The sequence below is a fragment of the Peribacillus saganii genome, assembly GCF_003429095.1.
Lineage (GTDB): Bacteria > Bacillota > Bacilli > Bacillales > DSM-1321 > Peribacillus > Peribacillus saganii.
In genome coordinates, this window is the sequence record NZ_QVTE01000055.1 from 41,163 (window position 1) to 66,278 (window position 25,116).

General features: G+C 43.2%; 25 protein-coding genes. 23 read left to right on the forward strand and 2 right to left on the reverse strand.

Annotated features, from left to right (window positions below):
• The first annotated feature begins 227 nt into the window (after positions 1-227).
• The 16 genes from D0469_RS18290 (at position 228) to cobA (ending at position 15,278) form a co-directional block, all read left to right on the forward strand.
• Positions 228-899, forward strand: a complete 672-nt coding sequence (locus D0469_RS18290; RefSeq protein WP_233523117.1) for an energy-coupling factor ABC transporter permease — start codon at positions 228-230, stop codon at positions 897-899.
• A gap of 2 nt (positions 900-901) precedes the next feature.
• Positions 902-1,189, forward strand: a complete 288-nt coding sequence (locus D0469_RS18295) for an energy-coupling factor ABC transporter substrate-binding protein (RefSeq protein WP_117328170.1) — start codon at positions 902-904, stop codon at positions 1,187-1,189.
• Complete coding sequence (gene cbiQ / locus D0469_RS18300; RefSeq protein WP_158553575.1) at positions 1,143-1,970, forward strand: cobalt ECF transporter T component CbiQ; 828 nt, start codon at positions 1,143-1,145, stop codon at positions 1,968-1,970. Before D0469_RS18295 ends, cbiQ begins: the two co-directional genes overlap by 47 nt.
• A gap of 24 nt (positions 1,971-1,994) precedes the next feature.
• Positions 1,995-2,837 (forward strand): energy-coupling factor ABC transporter ATP-binding protein, encoded by an 843-nt coding sequence (locus tag D0469_RS18305; protein ID WP_117328172.1) that lies wholly within the window; start codon positions 1,995-1,997, stop codon positions 2,835-2,837.
• A 28-nt stretch (positions 2,838-2,865) separates the two neighbouring features.
• Entirely contained in the window at positions 2,866-3,243 is a 378-nt protein-coding gene (locus tag D0469_RS18310) for a (2Fe-2S) ferredoxin domain-containing protein (RefSeq protein ID WP_117328173.1), read from the forward strand.
• A 10-nt stretch (positions 3,244-3,253) separates the two neighbouring features.
• Positions 3,254-4,867, forward strand: coding sequence for a precorrin-3B C(17)-methyltransferase (gene cobJ, locus D0469_RS18315; protein ID WP_117328174.1), 1,614 nt, complete (start codon positions 3,254-3,256; stop codon positions 4,865-4,867).
• A 501-nt stretch (positions 4,868-5,368) separates the two neighbouring features.
• The gene (locus D0469_RS18325; protein ID WP_117328176.1) at positions 5,369-6,301 is read left to right on the forward strand and encodes a sirohydrochlorin chelatase; all 933 of its coding nucleotides are present in this window, start codon (positions 5,369-5,371) and stop codon (positions 6,299-6,301) included.
• On the forward strand, positions 6,298-7,071 hold the full coding sequence (gene cobK, locus D0469_RS18330) for a precorrin-6A reductase (protein WP_117328177.1): 774 nt from the start codon (positions 6,298-6,300) through the stop codon (positions 7,069-7,071). The genes D0469_RS18325 and cobK overlap by 4 nt, the downstream gene beginning before the upstream one ends.
• Positions 7,072-7,093: 22 nt before the next feature.
• Complete coding sequence (locus D0469_RS18335) at positions 7,094-7,741, forward strand: precorrin-8X methylmutase (RefSeq protein WP_117328226.1); 648 nt, start codon at positions 7,094-7,096, stop codon at positions 7,739-7,741.
• A gap of 3 nt (positions 7,742-7,744) precedes the next feature.
• Positions 7,745-8,842: a cobalt-precorrin-5B (C(1))-methyltransferase gene (locus D0469_RS18340; protein ID WP_117328178.1), complete on the forward strand. Its 1,098-nt coding sequence runs from the start codon at positions 7,745-7,747 to the stop codon at positions 8,840-8,842.
• The gene (gene cbiE, locus D0469_RS18345) at positions 8,832-10,040 is read left to right on the forward strand and encodes a precorrin-6y C5,15-methyltransferase (decarboxylating) subunit CbiE (RefSeq protein WP_117328179.1); all 1,209 of its coding nucleotides are present in this window, start codon (positions 8,832-8,834) and stop codon (positions 10,038-10,040) included. The genes D0469_RS18340 and cbiE overlap by 11 nt, the downstream gene beginning before the upstream one ends.
• 467 nt (positions 10,041-10,507) lie before the next feature.
• On the forward strand, positions 10,508-11,209 hold the full coding sequence (gene cobI, locus D0469_RS18350) for a precorrin-2 C(20)-methyltransferase (RefSeq protein ID WP_117328180.1): 702 nt from the start codon (positions 10,508-10,510) through the stop codon (positions 11,207-11,209).
• A complete protein-coding gene (gene cobM / locus D0469_RS18355) occupies positions 11,206-11,979 on the forward strand; it encodes a precorrin-4 C(11)-methyltransferase (RefSeq protein WP_117328181.1) in 774 nt (257 codons plus the stop codon). Before cobI ends, cobM begins: the two co-directional genes overlap by 4 nt.
• Before the next feature lie 11 nt (positions 11,980-11,990).
• Positions 11,991-13,115 (forward strand): cobalt-precorrin 5A hydrolase, encoded by a 1,125-nt coding sequence (locus tag D0469_RS18360; RefSeq protein ID WP_117328227.1) that lies wholly within the window; start codon positions 11,991-11,993, stop codon positions 13,113-13,115.
• On the forward strand, positions 13,112-14,500 hold the full coding sequence (locus tag D0469_RS18365; RefSeq protein ID WP_117328182.1) for a cobyrinate a,c-diamide synthase: 1,389 nt from the start codon (positions 13,112-13,114) through the stop codon (positions 14,498-14,500). The genes D0469_RS18360 and D0469_RS18365 overlap by 4 nt, the downstream gene beginning before the upstream one ends.
• A 13-nt stretch (positions 14,501-14,513) precedes the next feature.
• Positions 14,514-15,278, forward strand: a complete 765-nt coding sequence (cobA, locus tag D0469_RS18370; RefSeq protein ID WP_117328183.1) for a uroporphyrinogen-III C-methyltransferase — start codon at positions 14,514-14,516, stop codon at positions 15,276-15,278.
• Positions 15,279-15,378: 100 nt separating this feature from the next.
• Here cobA and D0469_RS18375 read toward each other — a convergent pair whose 3' ends face one another.
• Together D0469_RS18375 and D0469_RS18380 are read right to left on the reverse strand one after the other, a co-directional pair.
• The gene (locus D0469_RS18375) at positions 15,379-16,398 is read right to left on the reverse strand and encodes a PTS transporter subunit IIC (protein WP_117328184.1); all 1,020 of its coding nucleotides are present in this window, start codon (positions 16,396-16,398) and stop codon (positions 15,379-15,381) included.
• 307 nt (positions 16,399-16,705) lie between these two features.
• Positions 16,706-17,827, reverse strand: a complete 1,122-nt coding sequence (locus D0469_RS18380; RefSeq protein ID WP_117328185.1) for an NAD(P)/FAD-dependent oxidoreductase — start codon at positions 17,825-17,827, stop codon at positions 16,706-16,708.
• Positions 17,828-18,036: 209 nt separating this feature from the next.
• Here D0469_RS18380 and D0469_RS18385 point away from each other — a divergent pair, with 209 nt between their 5' ends.
• The 7 genes from D0469_RS18385 (at position 18,037) to D0469_RS18415 (ending at position 25,105) form a co-directional block, all read left to right on the forward strand.
• Entirely contained in the window at positions 18,037-19,374 is a 1,338-nt protein-coding gene (locus D0469_RS18385) for an MDR family MFS transporter (protein ID WP_117328186.1), read from the forward strand.
• Positions 19,375-19,554: 180 nt separating this feature from the next.
• On the forward strand, positions 19,555-19,758 hold the full coding sequence (locus D0469_RS18390) for a hypothetical protein (RefSeq protein ID WP_117328187.1): 204 nt from the start codon (positions 19,555-19,557) through the stop codon (positions 19,756-19,758).
• A gap of 583 nt (positions 19,759-20,341) precedes the next feature.
• The gene (locus D0469_RS18395; protein ID WP_158553577.1) at positions 20,342-21,367 is read left to right on the forward strand and encodes an acyltransferase; all 1,026 of its coding nucleotides are present in this window, start codon (positions 20,342-20,344) and stop codon (positions 21,365-21,367) included.
• 481 nt (positions 21,368-21,848) lie between these two features.
• Complete coding sequence (locus D0469_RS18400; protein WP_117328189.1) at positions 21,849-22,796, forward strand: dimethylarginine dimethylaminohydrolase family protein; 948 nt, start codon at positions 21,849-21,851, stop codon at positions 22,794-22,796.
• Positions 22,797-22,821: 25 nt separating this feature from the next.
• Entirely contained in the window at positions 22,822-23,652 is an 831-nt protein-coding gene (locus tag D0469_RS18405) for a transporter substrate-binding domain-containing protein (RefSeq protein WP_117328190.1), read from the forward strand.
• A 23-nt stretch (positions 23,653-23,675) separates the two neighbouring features.
• On the forward strand, positions 23,676-24,332 hold the full coding sequence (locus D0469_RS18410; RefSeq protein WP_117328191.1) for an amino acid ABC transporter permease: 657 nt from the start codon (positions 23,676-23,678) through the stop codon (positions 24,330-24,332).
• A 44-nt stretch (positions 24,333-24,376) separates the two neighbouring features.
• A complete protein-coding gene (locus tag D0469_RS18415; RefSeq protein ID WP_117328192.1) occupies positions 24,377-25,105 on the forward strand; it encodes an amino acid ABC transporter ATP-binding protein in 729 nt (242 codons plus the stop codon).
• Positions 25,106-25,116: the final 11 nt, after the last annotated feature.

Sequence of the window (25,116 nt, forward strand, 5' to 3'; positions counted from 1 at the left end):
GGAGGTGTTTGTCAGGGATATGTCTGTGGAGTGGTATGTGTTCTCATGCCATTCGGTACATTATACACTTATTCTGAGCATTCAAACCTATTTGGTTTGGATGCTCTTTTTGCTTTGCAAGAAAAATGGAGGTGTCATTTTTGATTAAGAAAATTTTTTGGCCATTGACATTTATATTCGTTTTTACCTGTTATTTTTGGTTAAATTCATTGCATTCTGCTTATGCAATGCATATCATGGAAGGCTTTCTTCCAGCAGCCTGGGCGATTTTTTGGTGGATCATTATGATTCCATTCCTTATCGTGGGACTCCGGGCGATCAAAAGAAAGATAACTGAGAATCCGGAGCTGAAAACTATTCTTGGTTTATCGGGAGCGTTCGTGTTTGTATTATCAGCCTTAAAAATTCCATCTGTGACCGGAAGCAGTTCACATCCCACCGGGGTTGGGCTCGGGTCGATCCTGTTCGGGCCAACCGCAATGAGTGTGCTTGGCACTATTGCTCTTTTGTTCCAATCGCTGTTGCTTGCACATGGGGGATTAACCTCATTGGGAGCAAATGCTTTTTCAATGGCTGTTGTTGGGCCATTCATTGCATACGCAGTATTTAAAGGAGGGACAAAAATCAATTTTTCTTTTTCATTTTGTGTTTTTCTTGCTGCATTACTTGGGGGGATAGGTACATATATCAGTACTTCACTGCAATTGGCACTGGCGTTTCCAAGTGAAGTTGGCGGAGTGTTGCAATCATTTTATAAATTTGCCGCGATCTTTGCAATTACTCAGGTGCCATTGGCTATTAGTGAGGGTTTGTTGACGGTGATCGTGATGAACCTTATTAAAAAATACAATATGAACGAGTTAAAGCTTCTAAAAGTTTTTATTAAGGAGGCACGGTGATCATGAAAAATACGTTATTACTGGCTTTTGTGATTCTGCTCGCTATCATCCCTTTTTATATCCATAGGGATTCAGAATTTGGGGGAGCGGATGGGCAGGCAGAAGAAGCAATTCAGGAAATTGCACCGGAATATACGCCTTGGGTCCAAGCATTGTGGGAACCGCCGGGCGGAGAGACAGAAAGTTTGTTATTTTCACTGCAGGCTGCTATTGGATCGTTAGTAATTGGATATGTGATTGGTTTTGGCAGAGCCCGGAAGAAATATTCAAACAACGCTGAAAGCAAATAGCCGTATGCTGCTAATAGACAAATACGCTTATATCACTTTATTCAAAGATGTTCATCCGGTGGAAAAGGGGGTATTTGCTTTTTCACTTCTGCTTTTTTGCATCGTCACCAAAAATCTTTATGTTGGATTGTTTACATTTTCCATTATGAGTACAGCGATTGTTATGGGTGCCAAAATTCCATTGCGCTATTATACGCAAATGCTGAAGCTGCCTGCTTTTTTCTTGTTAACAAGTGCTTTGGCTATGCTTGTATCGTTTGCTCCGGCAGATGTGGCGCTGTCAGGTTACGCAGTAAAATCGGAAGTCGGCCGATGGCAAATCTATATTACAGTGGATAATGTCAAGCGTGTTGTAGGACTGGTTATTTCTGTATTCGCCAGTGTCAGCTGCATGTACTTTTTCATCTTGACAACACCAGCACAGCAAATGGCCTGGCTTATGCATAAGCTTCGGATTCCTGCATTATTCATTGATCTATCTCTATCGACGTACCGTTTTATATTTATACTGCTGCAAACGGTGTATGAAATTCGGCTTTCGCAAGCCAGCAGACTTGGATACAAATCTTTCAGATCAACCATCATTTCATTAGGGCAATTGGCGTCCGTGCTATTCATCAAGACGATGAAGTCTGCAGAGGAGGTAAATATTGCGATGGCAACAAGAGGGAATGACGAGTCAGTTTATCAAACCCATATGAATCTGCGCTTTCGGAGCCTGCATTGGGCTGTGATTACGTTAGCCGGAGCTTTCCAGTGCTTGTTGTTATTCATTACATAGATTAATGGAAAGAGGAACGACAATATGGATGTACCTATCATCGAACTTGATTCAGTTTCCTACCAATATCCGGATCATACGAAAGCGCTTAACAATGTTTGTCTTACGATTGAACGGGGCAGAAAAATCGCCTTATTAGGCAATAATGGGGCCGGAAAATCAACTCTGCTGTTACATTTGAATGCAATTTTAAAACCAACAAGCGGGCAGCTTCGGTTCAAGGGTTCAGTAATTTCATACAGGAGAAACGAGATTAGAATTCTTAGAAAACTAGTAGGCATCGTTTTTCAGGATCCGGACTCACAGCTTTTTTCCTCCAGTGTTTATGAGGACATTCAATACGGGCCGCGAAATCTTGGGCTTTCAGAAGAAAAAGTTAAGAAAGCTGCAGATGCTGCGATCGGGATGACGGAAACAGAAAACATAAAGGACAAGCCTCCACATTTCCTAAGCTTAGGGCAAAAGAAAAGAGTAGCGATTGCGGGAATTCTGGCGATGGAGCCGGAACTGCTGATCCTGGATGAACCTACTGCCGGCCTGGACCCTTATTATGCAAACAAGATTATGGCCGTACTTGAGGATATCCATAATGAAGACCGTTCCATTATCATCTCGACACATGATGTAAACCTTGCCTATGAATGGGCAGATGAGGTGTGGATCATGAATGCGGGGGAAATAATTGCAAAAGGCTGTCCAACTGTTGTTTTTCAGGATGAGAGGATTTTACGAAAAAGTCATTTGGAAAAACCATGGATTATCGATGTCTTTGACAGCGTCCAGGAACAATTGAAGAATGGAGCCTACCCCCGGACAAGGAAAGAGCTGTTAGAACGAATCGCTAAACTTAATAGAGTCCTGGCCTAGTGTATAAAAAAAGAAATGGGGAATGCAAGTGACGACCTGGAATCTGAATGGTACACGAAAACACGTACTAATTTGTAATGGCTCAAGCTGTATGCGAAAAGGAGGGGAAGAAGTAACCCAGGCAATGCGCGGTGAAATTACTGCCCGTAATCTGGATGCTGTTGTCCATACAACACGCACACGCTGCAACGGGCGCTGTAAAGACGCACCGGTTGTGATTGTTTACCCGGATGGAACCTGGTACGGCGAAGTAGATGAAATGTTAGCGAAAGAAATTGTAACTGCCCATATAGAGCAGGGAAGCCAAGTTGATGAATTGGTATGTTATGTAACCAAAGAAACAGGGATGCAGCTGCAGAATAATCGGCCGCTGGGTATTTCCAAGGAAAAAATAACTCAAGCTTAAGGGGGCCAACATGAGCGGGAGAATTCTGATCGTCGGTTTTGGGCCAGGCAGTGAAAAACACATTACGTTCCGGGCAAAAGAGGCCATTTCGGAAAGTGATTGTGTGCTTGGCTATAAAACTTATGTTGATTTAATCAAGGATCTTTTGACAGATCAAGAGATTATAAGTACAGGGATGTCCGAAGAGGTAAGCCGTGCGCAGGCAGCAGTTAAACTGGCGGAGAGCGGCAGGAAGGTTGCGGTAATTTCAAGCGGTGATGCAGGTGTTTACGGAATGGCCGGATTAGTATACGAAGTACTCGTTGAAAAAGGCTGGACCGCAGAAAACGGGATTGAAGTGGAGGTTGTGCCAGGCATTTCTGCGATTAACTCTTGTGCGGCTCTCCTCGGTGCCCCGATTATGCATGATGCCTGCACGATCAGTTTAAGCGACCATTTAACACCATGGGAAATCATCGCCCGCCGCCTAGAGGCAGCAGGAATGGCTGATTTCGTTGTGGCACTTTACAATCCAAAAAGCGGAAGGCGTACCAGGCAAATTAAAGAAGCCCAACGAATTCTGTTAAAGTACCGTTCGCCTGGGACACCAGTGGGGTTAGTGAAAAGCGGTTATCGTGAACGACAGCAGATCGTGATGACAACTCTCGGCGATATGCTGAACCATGAAATTGGCATGCTAACCACTGTCATCATTGGCAATTCCTCAACTTTTTTCCATGGCAAAAAAATGATCACGCCAAGAGGATATCAGCGCAAATATACACTAAGCGCAGAGGAGCAGCCTTTGAAGCTGCATGAGCGGCTGAGGGAAGAAAATGAACCATGGGCATTGCATGGAGGAGAAAAAGAACCAAACCCAGTCAATAAGGAAAAGGCAACATCCCTTGAAATTGCCCTCGAAGCATTGGAACGATTAGGCGGCAGCGAAATCCAAACAGCAGCTGGGGCGGAACGACTCGCAATGCCGCATCAAGAAAAGATCCTTGAGCTAGCAGTAAGCCCTGGCGTCGATAAGAAAAAATTCACTTCCAAGCAAATGATGCTGCTGGGAGAAATAGCTGGCGATACCGGGGAGCTTGAATATACCCCCCATCACCAGATCATCTTGCGAATTCCTGCTGAGAGTCCGGAAGACATTCAAGAAAGACTTGAAAGTGAAGGGTTCTTATTATCGCCAATTGGCAATGTCGTAACCGTGAAAGCTTGTGATTTTTGTGATGGCGATAAAAAGGATTCGATCCCATATGCGTTGGAGATACAGCGGAAGCTTGGAGGACTTCAAGTGCCAAAGGAGCTGTATATCGGATTTAACGGCTGTGGCATGGCGTGTTACGGTGCTGTTAATGAAGATATCGGGATTATTTACCGCCAAGGGAAGTTTGACCTTTTTATGGGGGCGAAAACAGTTGGAAGGACAGCACATGCCGGCCAGCCGGTAGCCGAAGGCATTGAACCTAAGCAATTAGTCCCGTTAGTGGAATCAATCGTACAGGAATATATCGAAAAAGGCCATCCAAATGAAAGATTTTTCAAATATTTTAAGAGAGTTAAGCAGATAAAAGGATTCGTGTACAAGGACATGATGCCGAAGATCGAACTCGAACCGGCTCCATGCGGGGATTAAATAGAAAAGCGCAAGTGCCCTGGAAGAGGGAGAACGGCTAGGTCGCCACGTCCTGTGGCAACGCCGTTCTGACCCACATCCTGAAAAAAGGAACGTCGACTAAGTTCTGGCAGAGTTGGAACTAAGGCCACTTCAACCTCCGTCCTGTGTCAAACGTCGACGCTAGCACATCCTCACAAAGCTGCCACTTTGTTTCGTGCGAGGTATCGCTGAGGGAGCCTTCCTTGTCCTGTGTAAGTCCGAAAAGCATAGGACAAGCACTGGGGCTTTTTGCCTTCAGAAGTGATTGGCTTATGACCAAGGCGATGGCACTTGATCGCAACACAGGGTTGTGGGGTACTTGGTCACAACATTCGAGGCCGGGGCTAAGACCACCACATCCTGTGGCGATGCCGGCACTAGCACGTCCTGTGCGTTGGGGCTTTAGTCTACTGCGAAAAAAGTTGATGGGCGCTGAAGCTAGACTCTCTTAATCTTATGAAAAAACAAGGAGGAATACGAATGAAAGCTGTACTATTTGTCGGACATGGCAGCCGTGATAGTGAAGGAAATGAAGAGGTCCGTCAATTTATAACTAATTTGCTGCCGAAAATGGATCAAAGCATATTAGTTGAAACATGTTTTTTAGAGTTTGAGACACCTGATGTAGCAGCAGGAATTACAGCTTGTGTAGAAAGAGGCGCCACTCATGTGGTGGTTATCCCCATTATGCTGCTTCAGGCAGGTCATTCGAAGATCCATATTCCGGCGTGTATTGACGAAGCAAAGTTGAAATATCCACAAGTTTCATTTACATACGGTAGACCGATCGGTGTTCATGAAAACACAACAGAAATTTGCAAAAGCAGGCTACGGGAAGTCGGCGAGGATCTGGACTCAGTACAACCTGATTCAGCTGTTATTTTACTGGGAAGAGGCGGCAGCGACCGTGACGCAAACAGTGATCTTTATAAAATTACAAGATTATTATGGGAGGCAGTCCCTTATAAAATTGTCGAACCATCCTTTATGGGAGTAACAGATCCATTGATTGCAGAAGGGGTGGAGCGCTGCCTAAGGCTTGGTGCTAAACGGATTGTCATTCTTCCTTACTTTTTGTTCACAGGAATATTAATTAAGCGCCTTGAATTGATGATGACAGATTTTAGGCTGCAGTATCCTGAAGTTGAATTCAAACTGGCAGGTTACTTTGGGTTCCATGAAAAGCTGGAAGAAATAATCATGGATCGGGTATCAGAGGCGCTGCAGGATGAAGTAAGGATGAATTGTGATACCTGCACATATCGTCTCGATGCAATGGAATTCATTGGACACCATCATCACCACGACCATGATCATGACCATTCTCATCATCACCACGACCATGATCATGGCCATTCTCAACATCATCACGAACATAACCACTATAACCATAGAAAAGAGGCAGTTAAATGATCTTATTTCTGGCTGGCACAAGTGATGCTCGCGAACTAGCTGTGCAAATCCAGACTTCAGGGTTCCCTTTGCTGGCAACGGTGGTAACGGAAAATGGAGCAAAGGAGCTAAGGCAGGCGGGAGTGGAGGTCCAGGTTGGCAGGTTGTCAGATCAAGAGATTGCAAGTCTTGTAAAAGAAAAAGGCTTTCATTTGGTGGTGGATGCAAGCCACCCGTTTGCCGAGGAAGCATCGAAAAATGCTAAGAGTGGTGCTTCGATTGCGGGCGTTCCTTATATCCGTTATGAGCGGGAGCAGCTTGATTATGAAAATGAATTGGTTATTAAAGTAGACAGCTATGAAGAAGCTGCAGAGGCAGCAGCCGAAAAGGGAGGCGTTGTTTTTTTGGCAACAGGAAGCAAAACGCTGGAGATTTTTGCAGCTAAATTACTTCCTTTGCCGGACATTAGGCTAATTGCCAGGATGCTCCCAAGATTGGATAACATGGAAAAATGTGAAAAACTGGGGATCCCGCAGAAAAATATCGTTGCAATTCAGGGCCCATTCACAAAAGAATTCAATACCGCACTATTTCGCCAATATGGCGTTACTGTAATGATTTCAAAGGAGAGCGGCAAAGAAGGTTCAGTGGATGAAAAGCTGGATGCAGCAATAGATTTGGGGATACAAACAATCATGATTGGCCGGCCAAAGATTCAATATGGAACCGTTTACTCAAGCTTTGGAAATATTATTGAACACATACGAAATCTATTAGTACCAATTAAATGAAAAAAGGAGAGGGAAAATCATGATGGATTTTCGCACGGAATTTAAACCTGAGACAGTTCACCCAATAAGAATTGAAGAAATAAGCTTTCGCATGATAGATGAGGAAATTGGTGAGCATCCATACACACCGGAACAATACCGGGTAGTACAGCGGGTTGTTCACGCGTCTGCTGATTTTGAACTAGGAAAGAGCCTGCTTTTTCACAAGGATGCAATATGGGCAGGAATCCAGGCAATCAAGAGCGGGAAAAAGATTGTCGCTGATGTCCAAATGGTTCAAAGCGGCGTCAGTAAAGCTCGGATTGAAAAATTCGGGGGTGAAGTAAAAGTATACATTTCTGATGATGATGTAATGAAGGAAGCAAAGCGGCTTGACACGACCAGGGCGATTATCTCCATGAGAAAAGCCATTAAAGAAGCAGATGGCGGGATTTATGCAATCGGCAATGCCCCGACTGCCCTGCTGGAATTAATCAGGCTGGTTAAAGAAGGGGAAGCAAAGCCAGGACTGATCATTGGCTTGCCTGTCGGATTCGTTTCAGCAGCAGAATCTAAGGAAGAGCTTGCAAAATTAGATGTTCCTTTCATTACGAATATTGGAAGGAAAGGTGGAAGCACGGTTACAGTTGCAGCATTAAATGCGATTTCTCTATTAGCAGAACAGGTATAAACGATGGAGGAAACAAAGCAGAAAATAATGCGGGAGGGCTTCACAACTGGAGCATGTGCAACTGCAGCCACAAAAGCTGCGTTAACTCTTCTTATCACAGGAGAGGAGCAGACAGAGGCGACTATCTATCTCCCGGCAAAACGCTATGCAACATTTGCGATAGAACATTGCAATATGGAAAATGGTTTTGTGACTTCAGGTGTAATTAAAGATGCCGGGGATGATCCTGATGTTACCCATGGAGCGATGATTTTATCTACAGTATCTTGGACAGAAGGAACCGATATAATCCTTGATGGAGGCAAAGGCGTTGGCAGGGTTACCAAGCCGGGGCTGCCTGTCCCAGTTGGAGAAGCAGCAATCAATCCAGTTCCCCGTAAAATGCTTCTCTCGATTGTTACAGAAGTGCTTGACAGTTTTCAGATAAACAGAGGTGTCAAGGTAGTCATTTCAGTTCCAAACGGAGAAGAAATGGCCAAGAAAACCCTTAATGGACGGCTCGGAATCCTTGGCGGCATCTCTATTTTGGGAACCCGCGGGATTGTGGTCCCCTTTTCTTCAGCAGCCTATAAAGCCAGCATTATCCAGGCCATTAACGTAGCGATCGCGAGCGGATGCGACCATGTGGCGATTACAACAGGCGGCAGAAGCGAGAAATTTGCGATAGAGCAGCTGCCCGGGCTCCCGGAGGAAGCCTTTATTGAGATGGGTGACTTTGTCGGTTTTACATTAAAGCAATGTAAACGGCTTGGAATCAAAAAGATTTCCATGGTCGGGATGATGGGGAAATTTTCAAAAGTGGCTCAAGGAGTCATGATGGTGCATTCAAAGAGCGCACCAATTGATTTTAATTTTCTAGCCCGGATTGCTGAAGAAACAGGGGTGACAGGTGAACTGATTGATGAAATAAAAGGAGCCAATACAGCCTCGCAGGTTGGCGACATAATGTGGGAGCATGGCTTTAAAGAGTATTTCGTAAAGCTGTGTGAATACTGCTGCCGCCATGCCGTAAAAGAAGCAGGCGGAGATGTTCAAATCGATACCAGTCTTTACACATTAAAAGGCGAGAAGTTAGGAAGTGCGAGTTTATATGAGCAATAAGATAAAAATGATTGGAATAGGTACAAATGGGCCTGCAAGCCTTTTTCCATTATATCTATCCTGGATTGAAGAGAGTGAAGTGCTGATTGGAGGTCAACGGCAGCTATCTTACTTTCCTGATTATCAGGGTGAAAAGATTGCCATCAAAGGCAATATAAGCTCACTTGCCCGGAAGCTTCAAAAAGAGACCAGAAATACTGTTATTCTGGCTTCCGGAGATCCGTTATTTTTTGGGATAGGCAGTTATTTATCCAACAAACTGCCAATCAGGATTTTACCAAATATAAGCTCGATCCAGCTCGCCTTCGCAAAAATGGGAGAGCCCTGGCAGGATGCTGATTTTGTAAGTGTGCATGGGAGAAGCATGGCTGGACTGGCCCAGAGGATAGATGGCAAGAAGAAGGTTGCAATTTTGACGGATGAAAGCAACTCACCGGCTAAAATCGCAAACTATCTTTTAGAATACGGTATGACAGAATATCGGGCTTTTGTAGCTGAAAATCTGGGCGATGAAACAGAGCGGTCGGGCTGGCATGAGCTTGCCGAAATGGCTGATGCTGAATTTCATCCTCTAAATGTTGTCATTTTGAAAAAAGTGCAGGAAGGACCGGTATGGCCATTAGGGATAGAGGATGAGGAATTCCATCAGCGAAAACCTGACAAGGGTCTGATTACGAAAAAAGATGTGCGGTCATTAAGCATTATTGCACTTCAATTAAAAAAGAACAGCGTCGTTTGGGATATTGGAACATGTACAGGATCAGTTGCGATCGAAGCAGCAAGAATCGCCAGCGAGGGACAGGTATTTGCAGTCGAAAAGAACGAAAAAGACTTGGAAAACTGCTATCAAAATATGAGGAAATTCCGGGCGGATATTACTGTAAAACATGCAAAGGCCCCGCAAGGACTGGAAGATTTCCCGGATCCGGATGCGATTTTTATCGGTGGAACAGCGGGAAATATGGAGGATATTCTAGACCAATGCTGCAGCCGGCTCAAGAAAAATGGCAATATCGTCTTGAATGCAGTAACAATTGAAAGCCTGGGCCAATCTGTGGAAGGCTTCAAAAAAAGGGGCTTTGACACAAGCATTACCCTGGCGCAAATTTCAAAAAGCAAACCAATCTTAAATCTAACGCGTTTTGACGCCCTGAATCCGATTTATATTATACGAGCAAGAAAAAAATTAGCAGAATAGCAGGATTCATTTTGTTTGGCAAGTAAACTAGTGGTTTTGGCAAGTAAAACACAACTTTTGGATAATAAGTGTGTTAATTTGCGAGTATACGAGCACTTTATGCGAGACAAATATGAGTTTGGTGAATAAACCAGCACTTTTCATGAGTGAAATATATAATTTCGCCATTAAACTAGTAAATTTCACCAAGTTAATAGGTGATTTTGGTGAGTAAAATAAAAATCCCGTTTAAACTTGCAACTTTTCCTAGTAACCCTGCAAGATTCATGGCAAATAATATTGAGAGTTTAAGAGCCGAATGTATTTCGGAATGGTATGTACGTTTGCCCGGTAATTGCCGGGTAAAGATGTCATTTTTTGAGTAAAACATAGACTACAGGCCTTAAGAACTTGGTTAGTAAACTTCTGCATTGTGAATTAGGCCGTAAACAATACTGCAGGAAATTCAAACAGGCAGGTGAATTAAGTTGGTAGGAACATTATATGGAGTCGGGGTTGGCCCTGGGGATCCTGAATTAGTCACTATCAAAGCGTTTAGGATTTTAAGAGAGTCCGATGTAATTGCTTATCCGAAGAAATCGAAGGGCAGCAAAAGCTATGCCCATAAAATAATAGATTTATATGTAAGTCCTGAGGAAAAGACGATGCTTGGACTGGTATTTCCAATGACGAAGGAGCCCAGAATACTGGAAAGGGAATGGAATGCAACCGTAGATAAGGTATGGGAGCAGCTTAATGACGGTAAGGATGTCGCTTTTGTGACGGAAGGTGACCCGATGCTGTTTAGCACGTTTATACATATGATGAACCTAATTAAAGAACGATACCCTGAGGCACCGATCAAGGTGATACCAGGAATTTCTTCCATCAACGGTGCAGCAGCTAGACTGGGCATCCCGCTTGCTGAAGGGGATGATCATGTCGCCATCATTCCAGCCCGCAATGATTATGAGGCGATGAAACAAGTAATCCTCGAAAATGACTGTATCGTTTTTATTAAAGTAGCTAAAGCATTGCCTACAATGTTAAAAGTATTATCGGATTGCAAGCTTATGGGGAAAGCCTCGGTCGTGACAAAGGTCACCTCAGATGAGGAAGTCATTTGGAGCATGGATGAGCTGGAAGGTGTCGAATTAGAATATTTATCGCTGATGGTGGTGCGGAAATGAAGTTATATATCATAGGGGCGGGGCCTGGCGCACCCGACTTAATTACAGTAAGAGGATTGAAGCTGATTCAGGAAGCAGATGTGATTTTATACGCTGATTCATTGGTGAATGAAGAATTAATGAACGAAGGAAAACCATCAGCGGAGATTATTAAAACAGCGGGAATGCATTTGGAAGAAATGGTCAGCCTGATGGTCGACAGGGTAAAAGAGGGCAAAAAGGTTGTGCGGGTCCATACAGGAGACCCGGCGGTTTATGGGGCAATCATGGAGCAAATCTCACTGCTAAAAGCCGCCAATGTAGAAGTGGAAATAGTGCCGGGGGTAAGCTCAGTTTTTGCGTCAGCTGCTGCAGTTGGGGCAGAGCTGACCATTCCAGATTTGACCCAGACCGTCATATTAACCCGCGCCGAGGGCAGGACGCCTGTACCAGAGCGCGAAAAACTCAAAGCCTTAGCTTCGCATCATTGCACAATCGCGCTTTTTTTAAGTGCGACGCTAACCAAAAAAGTTGTCAAAGAACTGATTGAAGCAAATTGGAGCCCCGAAACGCCTGTTGCTGTTGTATATAAAGCCTCATGGCCTGATGAGAAGATCGTCCATTCCACACTTCAAAATCTTGATGAGGATATGAAAAGAAACGGGATCAGAAAACAAGCGATGATACTGGCGGGCTGGGCTCTTGATGCAACAATTCACGAAAAGGAGTATCGTTCAAAACTGTACGATAAGGCATTCACGCATGGGTTTCGCAAGGGGGTGACGAGTTGATCATTTCGCTCATGGAGGATCAGCTCCAGCCTATACACCAGAAGAATGCTTATGCAGTTGTTGCCATAACAAAACATGGTGTGGAAATAGCCCGTAAGCTGCAAAAAGCATTTCAGGTGGTCGATCCTTATTATATGAGTAAGTTTGAAAAAGGGGACGAAAAAGAAAAAGGCATTCAGCTGTTCGAAGGCAGTGTCCGCCACCTCTTTCCGTCACTATTCCCGTTATATAAAGGTATTATTATTATTATTTCCCTTGGTGCGGTTGTGCGGATGATTGCTCCATTATTAAAGGATAAGAAAACGGACCCCGGGATCGTTGTCATTGACGATAAAGGTGAATTTGCGATATCGGTCCTTTCCGGCCATTTAGGCGGGGCCAACGAGCTTGCGAGGGAAGTGGCCGCTTCCCTTGGTGCTACGCCGATTATCACCACTGCTTCAGACGTCCAGAAAACTATTCCCGTTGACCTGTTTGGCCAGCGCTTTGGCTGGAAGTGGGATTCGCCAGAAAAGCTGACGCCTGTGAGTGCATCGGTTGTTAATGAAGAGCATATAGCAATTGTCCAGGAATCAGGTGAAACAGAATGGTGGATTTATGATGCCCCTTTGCCTGAAAATATTAAAATCTATGATACGATTGAAAAAGCAATTGCCGCAGAACCTGATGCCGCCCTGGTCGTTACCCATCGAATTTTAACAAAGGAAGAGGGCGCCATATTGCGAAATGGGGTTTTGTTCCGCCCCAAAAATATCATTTTGGGAATTGGCTGCAACCGGGGAACGTCTGCAGATGAGATTGAAGAAGTAATAGAGGAAACGCTGGCGGAATTACAGTATTCTATCAAAAGTGTGAAAGGCATAGCAACCATCGCTTTAAAGAAGGATGAAGAAGGCTTGCTTTTTTTAATAAATAAATATGGCTGGGATTTTTCCTTTTATGAGCCTTCCGAGTTGAACGGGGTTGACATTGAGAATCCTTCGGAAACGGTATATAAATATACTGGGGCATATGGTGTCAGCCAACCTGCTGCCATATTGGCCAGCGGGGCAAAGCAGCCGCTGCTGCCAAAGAAAAAATCAGGCAATGTTACCATTGCAGTTGCCCTGATCCCTCATGGGAGGAATGCAAAATGACAGACCGCAGAATCGTGATTGCCGGAACAGGGAGCGGCGTCGGCAAAACGACGGTAACTCTGGCCATTATGTCTGCACTTAAACAAAGGGGACTTTCTGTTCAGGGTTTTAAATGCGGCCCGGATTATATTGATCCTTCTTATCACACTGCAGTTACCGGGCGGCCTTCAAGAAATTTGGACAGCTGGATGGCTGACACTGATTCCGTCCTTGAAATCTTTCATAGGGGCAGCAGCACTGCAGACATATCGGTAATCGAAGGGGTTATGGGCTTCTTTGATGGAAAGGATCCTGCATCCAACATCGGTACAACCGCTGATATTAGCGTCATTACCAAAAGCCCTGTCATTCTGATTGTAAATTGTTCGAGCATGGCCAGAAGTGCTGCAGCCATTGTGAAGGGGTTTCAGGTTTTTTCAGCTGCTCCTAATATCGTCGGCGTTATTGCAAACCGTGTTGGAAGCGAAGGGCATTATAAAATTGTAAAAACGGCAATTGAACAAGAATGCGGAATCCCCGTGATCGGATACTTAAAACGGGAACAGGATATTGAAATCCCTGAACGGCACTTAGGATTAATTCCCTCCATCGAAAGAGGGGAACTGAACGGATTTTTTGACAGGCTGGGTTCTTTGCTGGAGGAAACAGTAGATTTGGACTTATTACTTAAACTGTCCGAAGCAGCGTCCTTAAACAAGCCTTCCAAATCGATCTTTCCTGAAGCACAAGGGACAAAGGTGAGATTGGCAATTGCGAAGGATCAAGCATTTAATTTTTATTATCAAGAAAATCTGGAGCTTTTACAATCATATGGAGGCGAACTTGTATTTTTCTCACCATTGCATGGAGAAGTGCTCCCGAATGATATACAAGGTCTATATTTAGGCGGAGGATTTCCTGAAGAGTATGCGGCTGAACTTGCTGACCAGCAAGAGGTTAATCAGTCTATCAAGGAGGCAATCCTTAAAGGATTGCCAACACTTGCTGAATGCGGCGGCTATATGTACTTAACAGAATCGATATCGACTACCGAAAACGAGAATTATTCGATGATTGGCATCATACCAGGTCGTGTTAAAATGCAGTCCAGGCTGGCAGCTCTTGGATACCGTACGATTAAAGGACAACAAGAAAATTATTTGCTAATGGATGGGGAAGTGGCGAAAGGGCATGAATTCCACTACTCGAAGTACGAAGCATCGGAAGAAAGTCCTTTTGCATATGAAACGAAAGGGATGCGGGGAAACAAAAAAGAAGGGTATACGAAGCACAATTTAATTGCAGGGTATACTCATCTTTATTTTCCATCTTGTCCGGCTCTAGTAACGAACTGGATTGCAAAATGTATAGAGTGGAAAGAGAAGCAAGAATCAATTTCGAGATAAAGGGGGTATCGCCTTGCAAAAAGGAAAAGTATACCTTGTTGGAGCGGGACCAGGTGACCCGAAGCTCATTACAGTTTACGGAATGGAATGTATTCAAAAGGCGGATGTAATTACATATGATCGCCTTGTCAATTCGGAATTATTGCAGCACGCCAAAGCAGGGGCAGAGCTGATCTTTTGCGGTAAACTTCCCGGGAAGCATGCTCTGATCCAGGAACAAATCAATCAGCTCCTGATAGATAAGGCCCTGGAGGGGAAGATTGTCACAAGGTTAAAAGGAGGCGATCCGTTTGTTTTTGGAAGGGGTGGAGAAGAAGCGGAAATCTTAAGGGAACAGGGGATTGAATTTGAAATTGTCCCTGGAATAACTGCAGGAGTTGCTGCACCAGCATATGCAGGGATTCCCGTTACCCACCGTGACCATGCCTCCTCTTTTGCAATTGTAACGGCGCATGGCAGGGCCCAAAAAGAGACTGATCATTTGAATTGGGATTCGTTGGCAAAAGGCATTGACACAATCGCTTTTTATATGGGAGTTGGCAATTTGCCATATATTTGCAGGAAGCTGATTGAAAACGGAAAATTACCGAATACCCCAGTTGCCATCATTCAATGGGGCACTACAAGCAGCCAAAAGACAGTAACAGGCAATTTGAAAACTATCGAAGAGATAGCGAAAAATGAGAGAATTTCGCACCCGGCAATAATCCTTGTGGGTAAAGTAGTGACAATGAGAGAGAAAATTAATTGGTTTGAAGAACAATTGATTCCAGTTTGATCAAAAAGAGCACATCCGCTGACGGCTGTGCTCTTTCTGATTCAGACTAATAATTGAATTTAATAGTATGCGATCGAAATATAACTGATAGAAAATAATCTTATTGGACCTTCATATGCAAATCGCCTGTCTTAGCCCAGCCTGCCAGTTTAATAAGCATGTATAATCCAAGAGTGATAGCAATCGGCAAGATGACTCCAACAGCGATATAAATTAAGAATCCTGAAATGCCTTGTGTCGCTAAGATATTAAGTGGAGCAATTAATGAATTCAGCCCCAGCCCTGCAAGCTCATAGGAAACCTGGAAGTCAAATCCAATTGTAGCAATTGGGGCACAGATGACTGCTGCGACAAATGGCGGTATTACTAGTCTTGGATTTTTTATTAGATTTGGGAACTGTACCTTTGGTGTAATGAAGCATTGAGCCAGGAATCCGCCAAGGTCATTCTGGCGAAGGCTCATTGCAGTGAAACCTACGAATTGTACTGTGCATCCAATTAGAGCAGCTGCGCTTGAGACCGGATCCATTTGCAGGGCTATTGCCAGGGCTGCAGATGAAGCGGGAGTCATAAGCAAAATGCTCCAAACTAATGAAATGACCATTGACGCAATGATTGGCGAACCCTGAACGGAAGCAGTGATTTCTCCGCTAAGCCATTGCAGCATAGGCGTTGTAACAGCAGCCAATCCCACACCGGCAACACCGCCAACAAGTGTGGCAGCAGCTGGAATCGCAAACATGTCCAGCTTTGTTTTTCCAGTTAGCCTTTTTCCTACATAAGTAGCAATGGCAGCAGCAAGAACAGCACTGACCGGCTGGCCGGGGACAATGGTGAACAAGCCTTCAGCCGTTTGATTAATCGCATTTCCGCCTACGGCAGCGGAAGCCATCGCACTATAAATAACTAGCGTATTACCGCCTAATTGATAAGCAATTCCTGCTCCTATTGCCGGAGCAAGCAGAACCTTTGCTGCAGACCCGATTTCAATAAAAGCTTCCCAGCCCAAAAATTTACCGAATGTTTCAAACAGCAGTCCAATTCCCAATGTAACCAGAACAGCATTTGCTATCCCTGTAGAAGCTTTATACATTCGGTCGACAACGTATTTTTTATTCATATCTCCTGCACCCTTCTTTCAAAAACCTATGATCTGGTCTTAGTTGATTTTGTTATACTAACATAAGTTTTCTGAATATGTAAATAACTTTTTTAATTCTGATTAATTAAAAACGCTTACATTTTTAAGGGTGAAAGTTCTATGAAAATTATTCTTATAAAGATATTCGAATTTTATTAATAATGATGGAATAAAGTTCAGTGTTTGATAAGGAAAATTAGGCAAAACTTGCAGCCTTATGAAGCGAAAGTTGTATTCAATAGCGAAACCGCTGTTAGCCAGATAATGAAAAAATGCACTGGGAGATTCAATCCTCCAGTGCTCCTCTAACATCATAGTTATTTAAATCAATTTCCAATTGCTGACCTAGGGCAAGCTTTGCGAGCTGTGAACCGATATAGGGGCCCATCGTCAGGCCGGACGCCCCTAAACCATTGGCAACTAAAATCCCATTCCAGCCGGGCAGTGCACCAATGACAGGGAGGAATCCGGGAGTGAAGGGACGGAACCCGACTCTTGCCTCCTTAAAGGTTCCAGAGGCCAAACCAGGAGCCACCTCTATAGCTTTATTGATGACTTCCTGTAAGCCGCCGGCTGTTATCCGTGTATCATATCCTTCAAAATCATTTTCGTGAGTGGCCCCGACGACGATTCGTTCATTCTCGAAGGCAAGGAGATATTGGTCATGGGGAGGAATAACAACGGGCCAGGTATCTGTTTTGGCATCTGGAAGTTCGAGATGGACTATTTGTGCTTTTTGGTAGCTTATATTAAATTGAAGGCTTAAGGGTAATAATAGCTCATTTGCCCAGGCACCAGCGCAGACAATCACAGTTTCTGCCATAAATAATTGATCTCCTGCTTTGACGCCAGTTACTGTATTTTCTTCAAAGAGAAGGGAGGCATCAGCTTGAATTAGCACGGCACCGTTTTTCTGGGCAGCGCGCAATAGCGAATCACGGAGAGCTCTGCCATCGACCCGGGCAGCACCGCTGATATGGACAGAAGAATAGCTGTCGGTGAGCGGGGGGAACAGCGAATTTGTCTCACCCGGGGAAAGCCTGCTGACTGCGCCGATTTCCGGCGCATCTTGCTTTCGCAGTGAAGCGCGTTCTTCCATTTTCGTAAGCTTATCGGAATCTTTATGTATACTAATGGCCCCTACTTTTGCGTAGCCAGTAGCAGTTTCTCCATCCTCTTTTAGCTCTTCAATTAAGCCGGGGTAAAACCGTGCTCCGGATTTGGCCAGCTGATACCATGCTTTGTTTCGGCGCTGAGAAAGCCATGGGCAAACTATTCCCGCAGCTGCGTCGGTGGCCTGCCCCTTGTCTTTCCTGTCAACGATGACTACCTCTGCGCCCCTTTTAGTTAGCTGGTAAGCCGTCGAAGCCCCAAGTATTCCTGCGCCAACAATAATAATTTTACTCATTTTTACCATCCTTTTTTATATACTTGAGCCATATTATTATACATATCCGATTTAATAGAAGTAAAACAAGAGCGTGATTTTAGCCAGAAGTAAATACTAACATCAAGAAATTCTGATTTCCGGGTTAAAGTGAGACTAAGCAATGAAGTGCCATTTATTGGACATTTTATGGTATAATACCTGTTCAGATAGAAAAAGGGGATACTCATATGAAAAGCAGAACTTCAGTAATGATAAGCATAGTGCTTGCAATGTTGGTTGCATCAATTGACACGACGATTATGAATACAACGATGCCGATTATCGCAGATGAACTGGGGAGATTCGACTTGTACGCCTGGTCGTTTGCATCCTATATGATTACGACTACCATTCTTTCGCCAGTGGCTGGCAGATTGTCTGACATTTTCGGCAGAAAAAGAGTTTTTGCATCAGGAATTATACTATTTTTGATCGGGTCACTTTTATGCGGAATTTCAGGAAGTATGGTTCAATTGGTCATTTTCCGCGCCATACAGGGAATTGGGGCCGGGTTCATGATGCCGTTTCCTGCGATTATCGCCGGAGACCTTTTCCCGATTGAGAAGAGAGGTAAGATACAGGCTTTGTTTTCCGCAATGTGGGGAATTTCAGCCATTATTGCCCCGATGCTGGGAGCATTTTTCGTTGAGTATATGACATGGAGATGGATCTTCTTTATTAATTTGCCTGTTTGTGTGATTGCTTTACTGACACTCATGCCTTATAAGGAAGATTATCAGCCAAAAAGGTCAAGTGTAGACTATATCGGGGCAATTCTTTTTGGAGCGGGCATCACATTCCTTCTCTTAGTAACCGTTGTAAAAGAGAATCAGCTTTTATACAGCTTCCTTGGATTAATATTAATAGCTGTCTTCTTTTTTTATGAAAGAAAACAAGAGTCACCAATCGTACCGCTTAGCATGTTTCAAAATAAAACGATTTCCTGGATTAATATTAATGGATTTATAGGGACAGCTGCCTTATTCGGCACTTCCAGCTTTATTCCGCTGTTTCTGCAGGATATATCAGGGCTATCTGTTTTCCTGAGCGGTGTCGTCCTGCTTGGTATGTCTGCAGGATGGATGGCTGCTGCTGTTCCTGCCGGTAAATGGATCTTACAATACGGCTATCGGAAATTGCTGATGATAGGAAATGCTTTATTATTTATATCAGGGCTTTTACTGTGGATGCTGAATGAAAATCACAGCTATTGGTATGTATTTTTCATCATGGCAATCCAAGGATTGGCGTACGGTTTATTATCGACTGTTGGAGTAATTGGCAGCCAGCAGCTGGTGGGAGCTCATGAAAAAGGTATTTCCACTTCGTTCTTCATGTTTTGCCGCAACATGGGCACAGCTGTCGGAGTAACCATCATGGGAGCGTTATTAGCAGGCGGTGCAGATTTTATGGAAGGTATACACCATTTATTTCTATTTGGTTTCATCGGAAGTATTTTTGCTTTGATCACCTCTTTTTTTATTAAAAATAATGATCCCAAAGCTTACACAGCTAAAAGTGAATAAGCTTATATATAAAACTGCCACGATTTTTTATGTGCTAGATAAGTAACTTTTAGAAGTATAGATGTCTAACTCCAGCGCTGACCAGTGAGTTTTCTTTTCTCATGATTTGCCAGGCAGTTGATATATGATTCATTCATACATTGATCTTGTTAGCTTAGCAAATCTGGAGGAGGATAAACAATGGGATACCAAGAGCTATACAATCAGTTTTTGTACCATTTAGGATGTTCAGAGGAATTTAAGAGATTGAAAGAGGCTTGTGCAGAGGATCCGAGGGCATATTTCAGTTATGGTGAAAAAGAAAGCGAGCATAAGGCAAGAGCATATCATTACCGAGCACTGCTTGCCCAGCAATTCCCTGGACAAATTCCAATGGGCTTCTAATTTCATATTAACAATTCCTAAACGATTTGTTCAGGAATTTCTTCTTCTCATTATGTGCTTATGTCATCGTTACCAAGCTCGCCTTTTTCGCTTGTTTTTTTCATATCCATTGAAGATAAAATAATGCCGGGAAAACAAATAACTTATAAAGGGGAGCCATTTCCGCTCCTCGCTTGCTTCTCCTACGATCCTACTCCTTGCTGCAAGCTTTTTTCTTTGGACGACAAACCATTGAAACTTTGAATTCAGCCACAATGAATATTGATATTGGAACAGGTCAGCCGGAATATTTCTGGCTGGCCTTTCTTTATGGTTGGACCTGTTAATTGACAGCTGGATTAGCTTGCAGAGAAGGAATGTTTCAATTTACTCGGCGAACCTATAAATTACTCGCTAAAGTCAAAGCTTTAATCGCCAAATATGGTCCTTTACTCGCCGGACTGAATGAAATACACGCTAAATGCTTTTTCATGAGAAAGCAGGATATTCATGAACCTGGACTTTTATGATTCTATCGCCAATAACCGAATAGTTTTTGGTCAATAATGATAAAGGAAATACTAGCAGAATGCAGGTGGACATAATGGAGAGAAACTATGCGATTGACTTGGTTAAATTTTTTGCAATATTTGCGGTGGTTGTTATTCATACATTTCCAGCAGATCATGAAATCGGTTATTTTAGTTTAGATAACTTATCAAGGTTCGCGGTTCCGTTTTTCTTTGCTGCTTCAGGCTATTTATTCGGCAGTAAGATTCAGAATAGCAGCCGCCAACAACAGTATTTATCAAAATATATGATGAAAATTCTGAAGCTCTATATTTATTGGTTTTTATTCTATTTCCTTTACGATATTCTCATGATGTATTTTGATGGACATTTTCAGGCGGAATGGAATAAATACCGGGAGGAATTTACATTACTGAATTTAGTGTATTACGGAAGGGGAACCAGTGGTTATCAATTATGGTTTCTGCCTGCTTTAATGTGGAGCGTTTTAGCCATTTTTACGTTTTATAGATTAAAGATAATTCATTTCCTGTTCGTATCGAGCCTGACATTAAATATTATCGGGGTCTTCGGCCAGTCATATTCAGTGTTTTATCAGCTGGAAGTAGAAACGACACGGGATGCTTTGTTTTTTGGTCTTTTTTACACCACACTGGGCTTCATGTTTGCAATTGGTATTCAAAAAGTTAGTCAGTTATCCTTGAAAATCATTTTATTACTGCTGATTGCTTTTTCGTTTTTACAACTGGGGGAGAGTTACCTTATAGATAAAATACTCGAAGGCAGCCACGGTGAATATTTTATCTCGACTATTTTCCTGACAACGGCGCTATTTCTCTTGGTCATGAAATGTGTGCATCTTGGCAAGGGATGGCTAATCACAAAAATAGGAGGCAGGTCATTAGGAATATATGTGATTCATGTATTTTTCATCAATTTAGTAACGATTGCAAGAGAAAGCTTGGGATTGAATCATCTAATCGATAACCTTTTATGGAATATATCTATCGCGATTTTCATCTTTTTGGTTTCGTATATCGCATACCAGCTCCTTCAAAATGCCGAGCAAACAATACAGCAAAAGTTTGCCGGAAAGTGAAGTCAGACTAATGATGTAGCAGCAATCAACCTAACGGTCAATATTCTATCGTTTTCAACTGGCGTATTTTGGGTTAAGAAAACAAGGGAGGCGATTTAAGCGGAAATGAATTTCTTTGAAATAGACCTTAAATTCAGGTTTAAAAACGAGGAGTTTGTTTAGACATACAAATGTATTCAGTACCAAATAAAAACATTTTATTAATAACAAATGAAAAAATTATTCGGAAGAGGGGCTGAAATAGAGTATAAATATTTAAAAGTTCCTCGAAAGCTAACATACTAGCTGAAAAGATTCCTCTTAGAAAACGTATAAGAGGAATCTTTTTTATTCTTTAAAATGCTAGCGGTTTCATCAATTTTATATTAATTTTTATTAAAATTCGATAATGAAAGTGGACTGCTTGTCATAGTTATGTTTGTAAATAGATTTGAAAAATGTTTGATTTTTCAGTAGAAGGTATGAGGGGGAGGGGCCATCTGTGGCGAAAGTTACTGTACAAGGGGAACGCTGGTTTCCATCAGAAATAAGCTTTTCAAAAGAGATTCAGGAAGTCTGGGGAGACTGGTATTGTGATTCAGAGGTAGGGAAATTGCGGGCTGTTCTGATGCGAAGGCCAGGGGAAGAAATTGAACAAGTAACACAATTAAATTATTCAACTTTTCGCTGGAAATCACCGATGAATACCGACAAGGCTCGTGAGCAGCATGACCTATTGACAAATATTTACCGTGCACATGGTGTCCAGGTGAATTATGTAGAGACGCAGCGGACAGATAGGCCAAATGCACTATTTGTACGAGACCAAGTATTAATGACACCTGAGGGGGCGATCGTATGCCGAAATGGCATATCGGCACGAAGGGGAGAGGAGCGTTTTGCGGCCGCTGCTTTAGCTAAGTTGGGTGTGCCTATCATTAAGACGATTAATGGGGATGGATGGTTTGACGGAGCGTGCGCAATGTGGGTTGATCGCGAAACAGTGATTCTCGGAACAGGCGCACGGGCAAATCGCTCAGGTGCTGCCCAAGTTGAATCCGAGCTGAGAAATATCGGCGTCAAACACATTGTTCATTTTGAGATTCCTTATGGCCATGCCCATCTCGATGGACTGATTAATTTTGCTGACCGGAAAACAGCTGCCATATTCCCATGGCAGGTTCCATATGAGGTAGTAAAATTTCTGCTGGAACGTGATTTTACAATTATTGAAGCTACCAATCTTGATGAAATTAAAATCAATGCCTGCATAAATTTCGTTGCCCTTGAGCCGGGGAAGGTTGTCATGCCATCAGGGTGTCCTGAAATGAAACACAAGCTGGAGGAAGCCGGTGTTGCAGTTATTGAAGCAGATATGAGTGAAATATTGAACGGCTGGGGAGCTATGCATTGTATGACAGCTTTCTTAAAAAGGGATCCAATTTATTAATCTATATAAAAAAAGGGGAATGAAAATGAGGAAAAGGCTGATCTTTGTATTGTTGCTTCTTTTTACATTGGTAGTATCCGGGTGCAGCAATGATTCTGAAGTGCAGAAAGCAGGAAGCGATCCTTCTACAATTGATAGCGTTCTGAAGAAGAAAAAACTTATCGTCGGTACTGCTCCCGGGTATTTTCCATTCGAAATGAAGGATTTGAATGGTAATTTTATTGGTTATGATATCGATACCGCTAACGCGATTGCCGAATCGTTAAAGGTCGATATTGAATTTAAGCAATTTGGCTTCGATGGACTAATTCCAGCACTTCAAACCGGGGAAATTGACATGGTCGTTGCAGGAATGACTATAAGGGGTGACCGGGCACTTTCTGTCTCTTTTGCAAATCCATACTTTAAAACTGGACAGGTGATGATGCTTCCAAAAAAGGATACTGCAACAAAATCCTGGCAGGACCTCGATAAGAAAGGGAAGAAGATAGCCGTTTCGCTGGGTACCACCGGTGCTTTACTCGCAAAACAACTTTATAAAAATGCTCAGGTGCTTGATTTTGAAGACTTTCCAACCGCTTCAATGGCGATGATTCAAGGCCAGGCTGACGGGATTATATATGATGAACCAGGTGTCCGCACATATGAATTGATGAACCCTGATAGCGTCCGGGGAGTATATGACCTGATTTCATCAGAGAACCTGGGCATTGCTGTGCGTAAAGACGACTTGCGGTCTATCCAATGGATTAATTCATTCCTAGAATCATATATTGGAAGTCCGAAAGAGTTGGAATCTCGTGAAAAATGGTTTGAAAATGCTGATTGGCTTGACAAGGTAGAAACGAAAAAATAATCGGTGCTATTGGAGGAAAACCCATGTATCAAGCCGACTGGAGTGTTATTCCGCAAAATATCGGTCTTTTGCTGGACGGAGTCCTGCTGACACTTCAAATATCAGCCCTGGCATTAATCATTAGTATCCCTGTTGGTGTAATCCTGGGCCTTTGCAGGATTTCCAAGAACAAAATCTTATCATTATTAGCAACAGCTTATATAGAATTCATCAGAGGGGTTCCGCTCCTCGTCCTGCTTTTTTGGATCTTCTTTGTTTTAGGAAAGTTCCTGCAGCTCGGACCATATTGGTCAGCAGTACTGGGTTTAGCGGCGTTTTCAGGAGCCTTTGTAGCTGAAATTATCCGTGCAGGAATTGAATCAATCCCAAGAGGTCAAATGGAAGCTGCCCGTTCTTCAGGCATGACATATTTCCAGGCAATGCGCCTGATCATCCTGCCGCAGGCATTTAGAAAAATGCTTCCGCCATTAGCATCGCAATTCATTATTTTGATCAAGGATTCATCCCTTGTATCTGTTATTTCGGTAACAGATTTGACACTAGTGGCCAAGAACCTTATCGTAACTTCGTTTCGTTCATTGGAAGTCTGGACTGCAGTAGCGATTTTATACTTTATTATCACCTTTACCCTCTCCCAGATCATTCGGATATTTGAACGGAAATTTAAGCTGCGTGAATAATTTCTTCGTAATAATAGCTATAGAACCAAACGAGGTGCTGAAATATGATAAGGATAAAAGGAGTCAAAAAGAGTTTTGGAGACTTAAAGGTTCTGAACAATATAAATCTTGAAATCCCTCAATCAAATGTGTCCGCAATTATCGGACCGAGCGGTGCAGGAAAGAGTACTCTCATTCGTGCTGTAAATGCGCTTGAGGATATCGACAGCGGAGAAATCATTGTGGATGGGGTTTCCGTACATGATAAAAAAACGAATATCAATAAAATCCGAACCGAAATCGGCTTCGTCTTTCAATCCTTTAATTTGTACCCCTTTTTAACCGCTCTTGAAAACGTGACAATTGCTTCAATAAATGTAAAAAAAACTGATAAAGCTGAAGCGATAGAAAGGGGAAGAGAACTGCTTTCTTCATTGGGCCTGGAGGATAAGTTCCATTCGTACCCTTCGAAGCTCTCCGGTGGACAGCAGCAGCGGGTTGCAATTGCCAGGGCGCTTGCGATGGATCCAAAGGTGATGTTATTCGATGAACCCACGTCCGCACTGGACCCGGAAATGATCAAAGAAGTACTTGATGCAATCCGAAAGCTGGCCAAGTCAGGAATGACGATGATGGTAGTAACCCATGAAATGGGATTTGCGAAGGAAATGTGTGACCAGATTGTTTTTATGGCTGATGGAAGCATCATCGAAGTTGCCCCGCCGAAAACCTTCTTTACCAATCCGGTATCACCGCGGGCACAGGATTTCTTATCGAAAGTACTTAACCATTAAGGAGGATAGTT

Bases quoted from the DNA above. Each gene is read 5' to 3' on its own strand.
- D0469_RS18290 (WP_233523117.1), top strand. From the start codon at position 228: ATGCATATCATGGAAGGCTTTCTTCCAGCAGCCTGGGCGATTTTTTGG.
- D0469_RS18295 (WP_117328170.1), top strand. From the start codon at position 902: ATGAAAAATACGTTATTACTGGCTTTTGTGATTCTGCTCGCTATCATC.
- D0469_RS18305 (WP_117328172.1), top strand. From the start codon at position 1,995: ATGGATGTACCTATCATCGAACTTGATTCAGTTTCCTACCAATATCCG.
- cobJ (WP_117328174.1), top strand. From the start codon at position 3,254: ATGAGCGGGAGAATTCTGATCGTCGGTTTTGGGCCAGGCAGTGAAAAA.
- D0469_RS18325 (WP_117328176.1), top strand. From the start codon at position 5,369: ATGAAAGCTGTACTATTTGTCGGACATGGCAGCCGTGATAGTGAAGGA.
- cobK (WP_117328177.1), top strand. From the start codon at position 6,298: ATGATCTTATTTCTGGCTGGCACAAGTGATGCTCGCGAACTAGCTGTG.
- D0469_RS18335 (WP_117328226.1), top strand. From the start codon at position 7,094: ATGGATTTTCGCACGGAATTTAAACCTGAGACAGTTCACCCAATAAGA.
- D0469_RS18340 (WP_117328178.1), top strand. From the start codon at position 7,745: ATGGAGGAAACAAAGCAGAAAATAATGCGGGAGGGCTTCACAACTGGA.
- cbiE (WP_117328179.1), top strand. From the start codon at position 8,832: ATGAGCAATAAGATAAAAATGATTGGAATAGGTACAAATGGGCCTGCA.
- cobM (WP_117328181.1), top strand. From the start codon at position 11,206: ATGAAGTTATATATCATAGGGGCGGGGCCTGGCGCACCCGACTTAATT.
- D0469_RS18360 (WP_117328227.1), top strand. From the start codon at position 11,991: ATGGAGGATCAGCTCCAGCCTATACACCAGAAGAATGCTTATGCAGTT.
- D0469_RS18365 (WP_117328182.1), top strand. From the start codon at position 13,112: ATGACAGACCGCAGAATCGTGATTGCCGGAACAGGGAGCGGCGTCGGC.
- D0469_RS18375 (WP_117328184.1), bottom strand. From the start codon at position 16,398: ATGAATAAAAAATACGTTGTCGACCGAATGTATAAAGCTTCTACAGGG.
- D0469_RS18380 (WP_117328185.1), bottom strand. From the start codon at position 17,827: ATGAGTAAAATTATTATTGTTGGCGCAGGAATACTTGGGGCTTCGACG.
- D0469_RS18385 (WP_117328186.1), top strand. From the start codon at position 18,037: ATGAAAAGCAGAACTTCAGTAATGATAAGCATAGTGCTTGCAATGTTG.
- D0469_RS18390 (WP_117328187.1), top strand. From the start codon at position 19,555: ATGGGATACCAAGAGCTATACAATCAGTTTTTGTACCATTTAGGATGT.
- D0469_RS18395 (WP_158553577.1), top strand. From the start codon at position 20,342: ATGGAGAGAAACTATGCGATTGACTTGGTTAAATTTTTTGCAATATTT.
- D0469_RS18405 (WP_117328190.1), top strand. From the start codon at position 22,822: ATGAGGAAAAGGCTGATCTTTGTATTGTTGCTTCTTTTTACATTGGTA.
- D0469_RS18410 (WP_117328191.1), top strand. From the start codon at position 23,676: ATGTATCAAGCCGACTGGAGTGTTATTCCGCAAAATATCGGTCTTTTG.
- D0469_RS18415 (WP_117328192.1), top strand. From the start codon at position 24,377: ATGATAAGGATAAAAGGAGTCAAAAAGAGTTTTGGAGACTTAAAGGTT.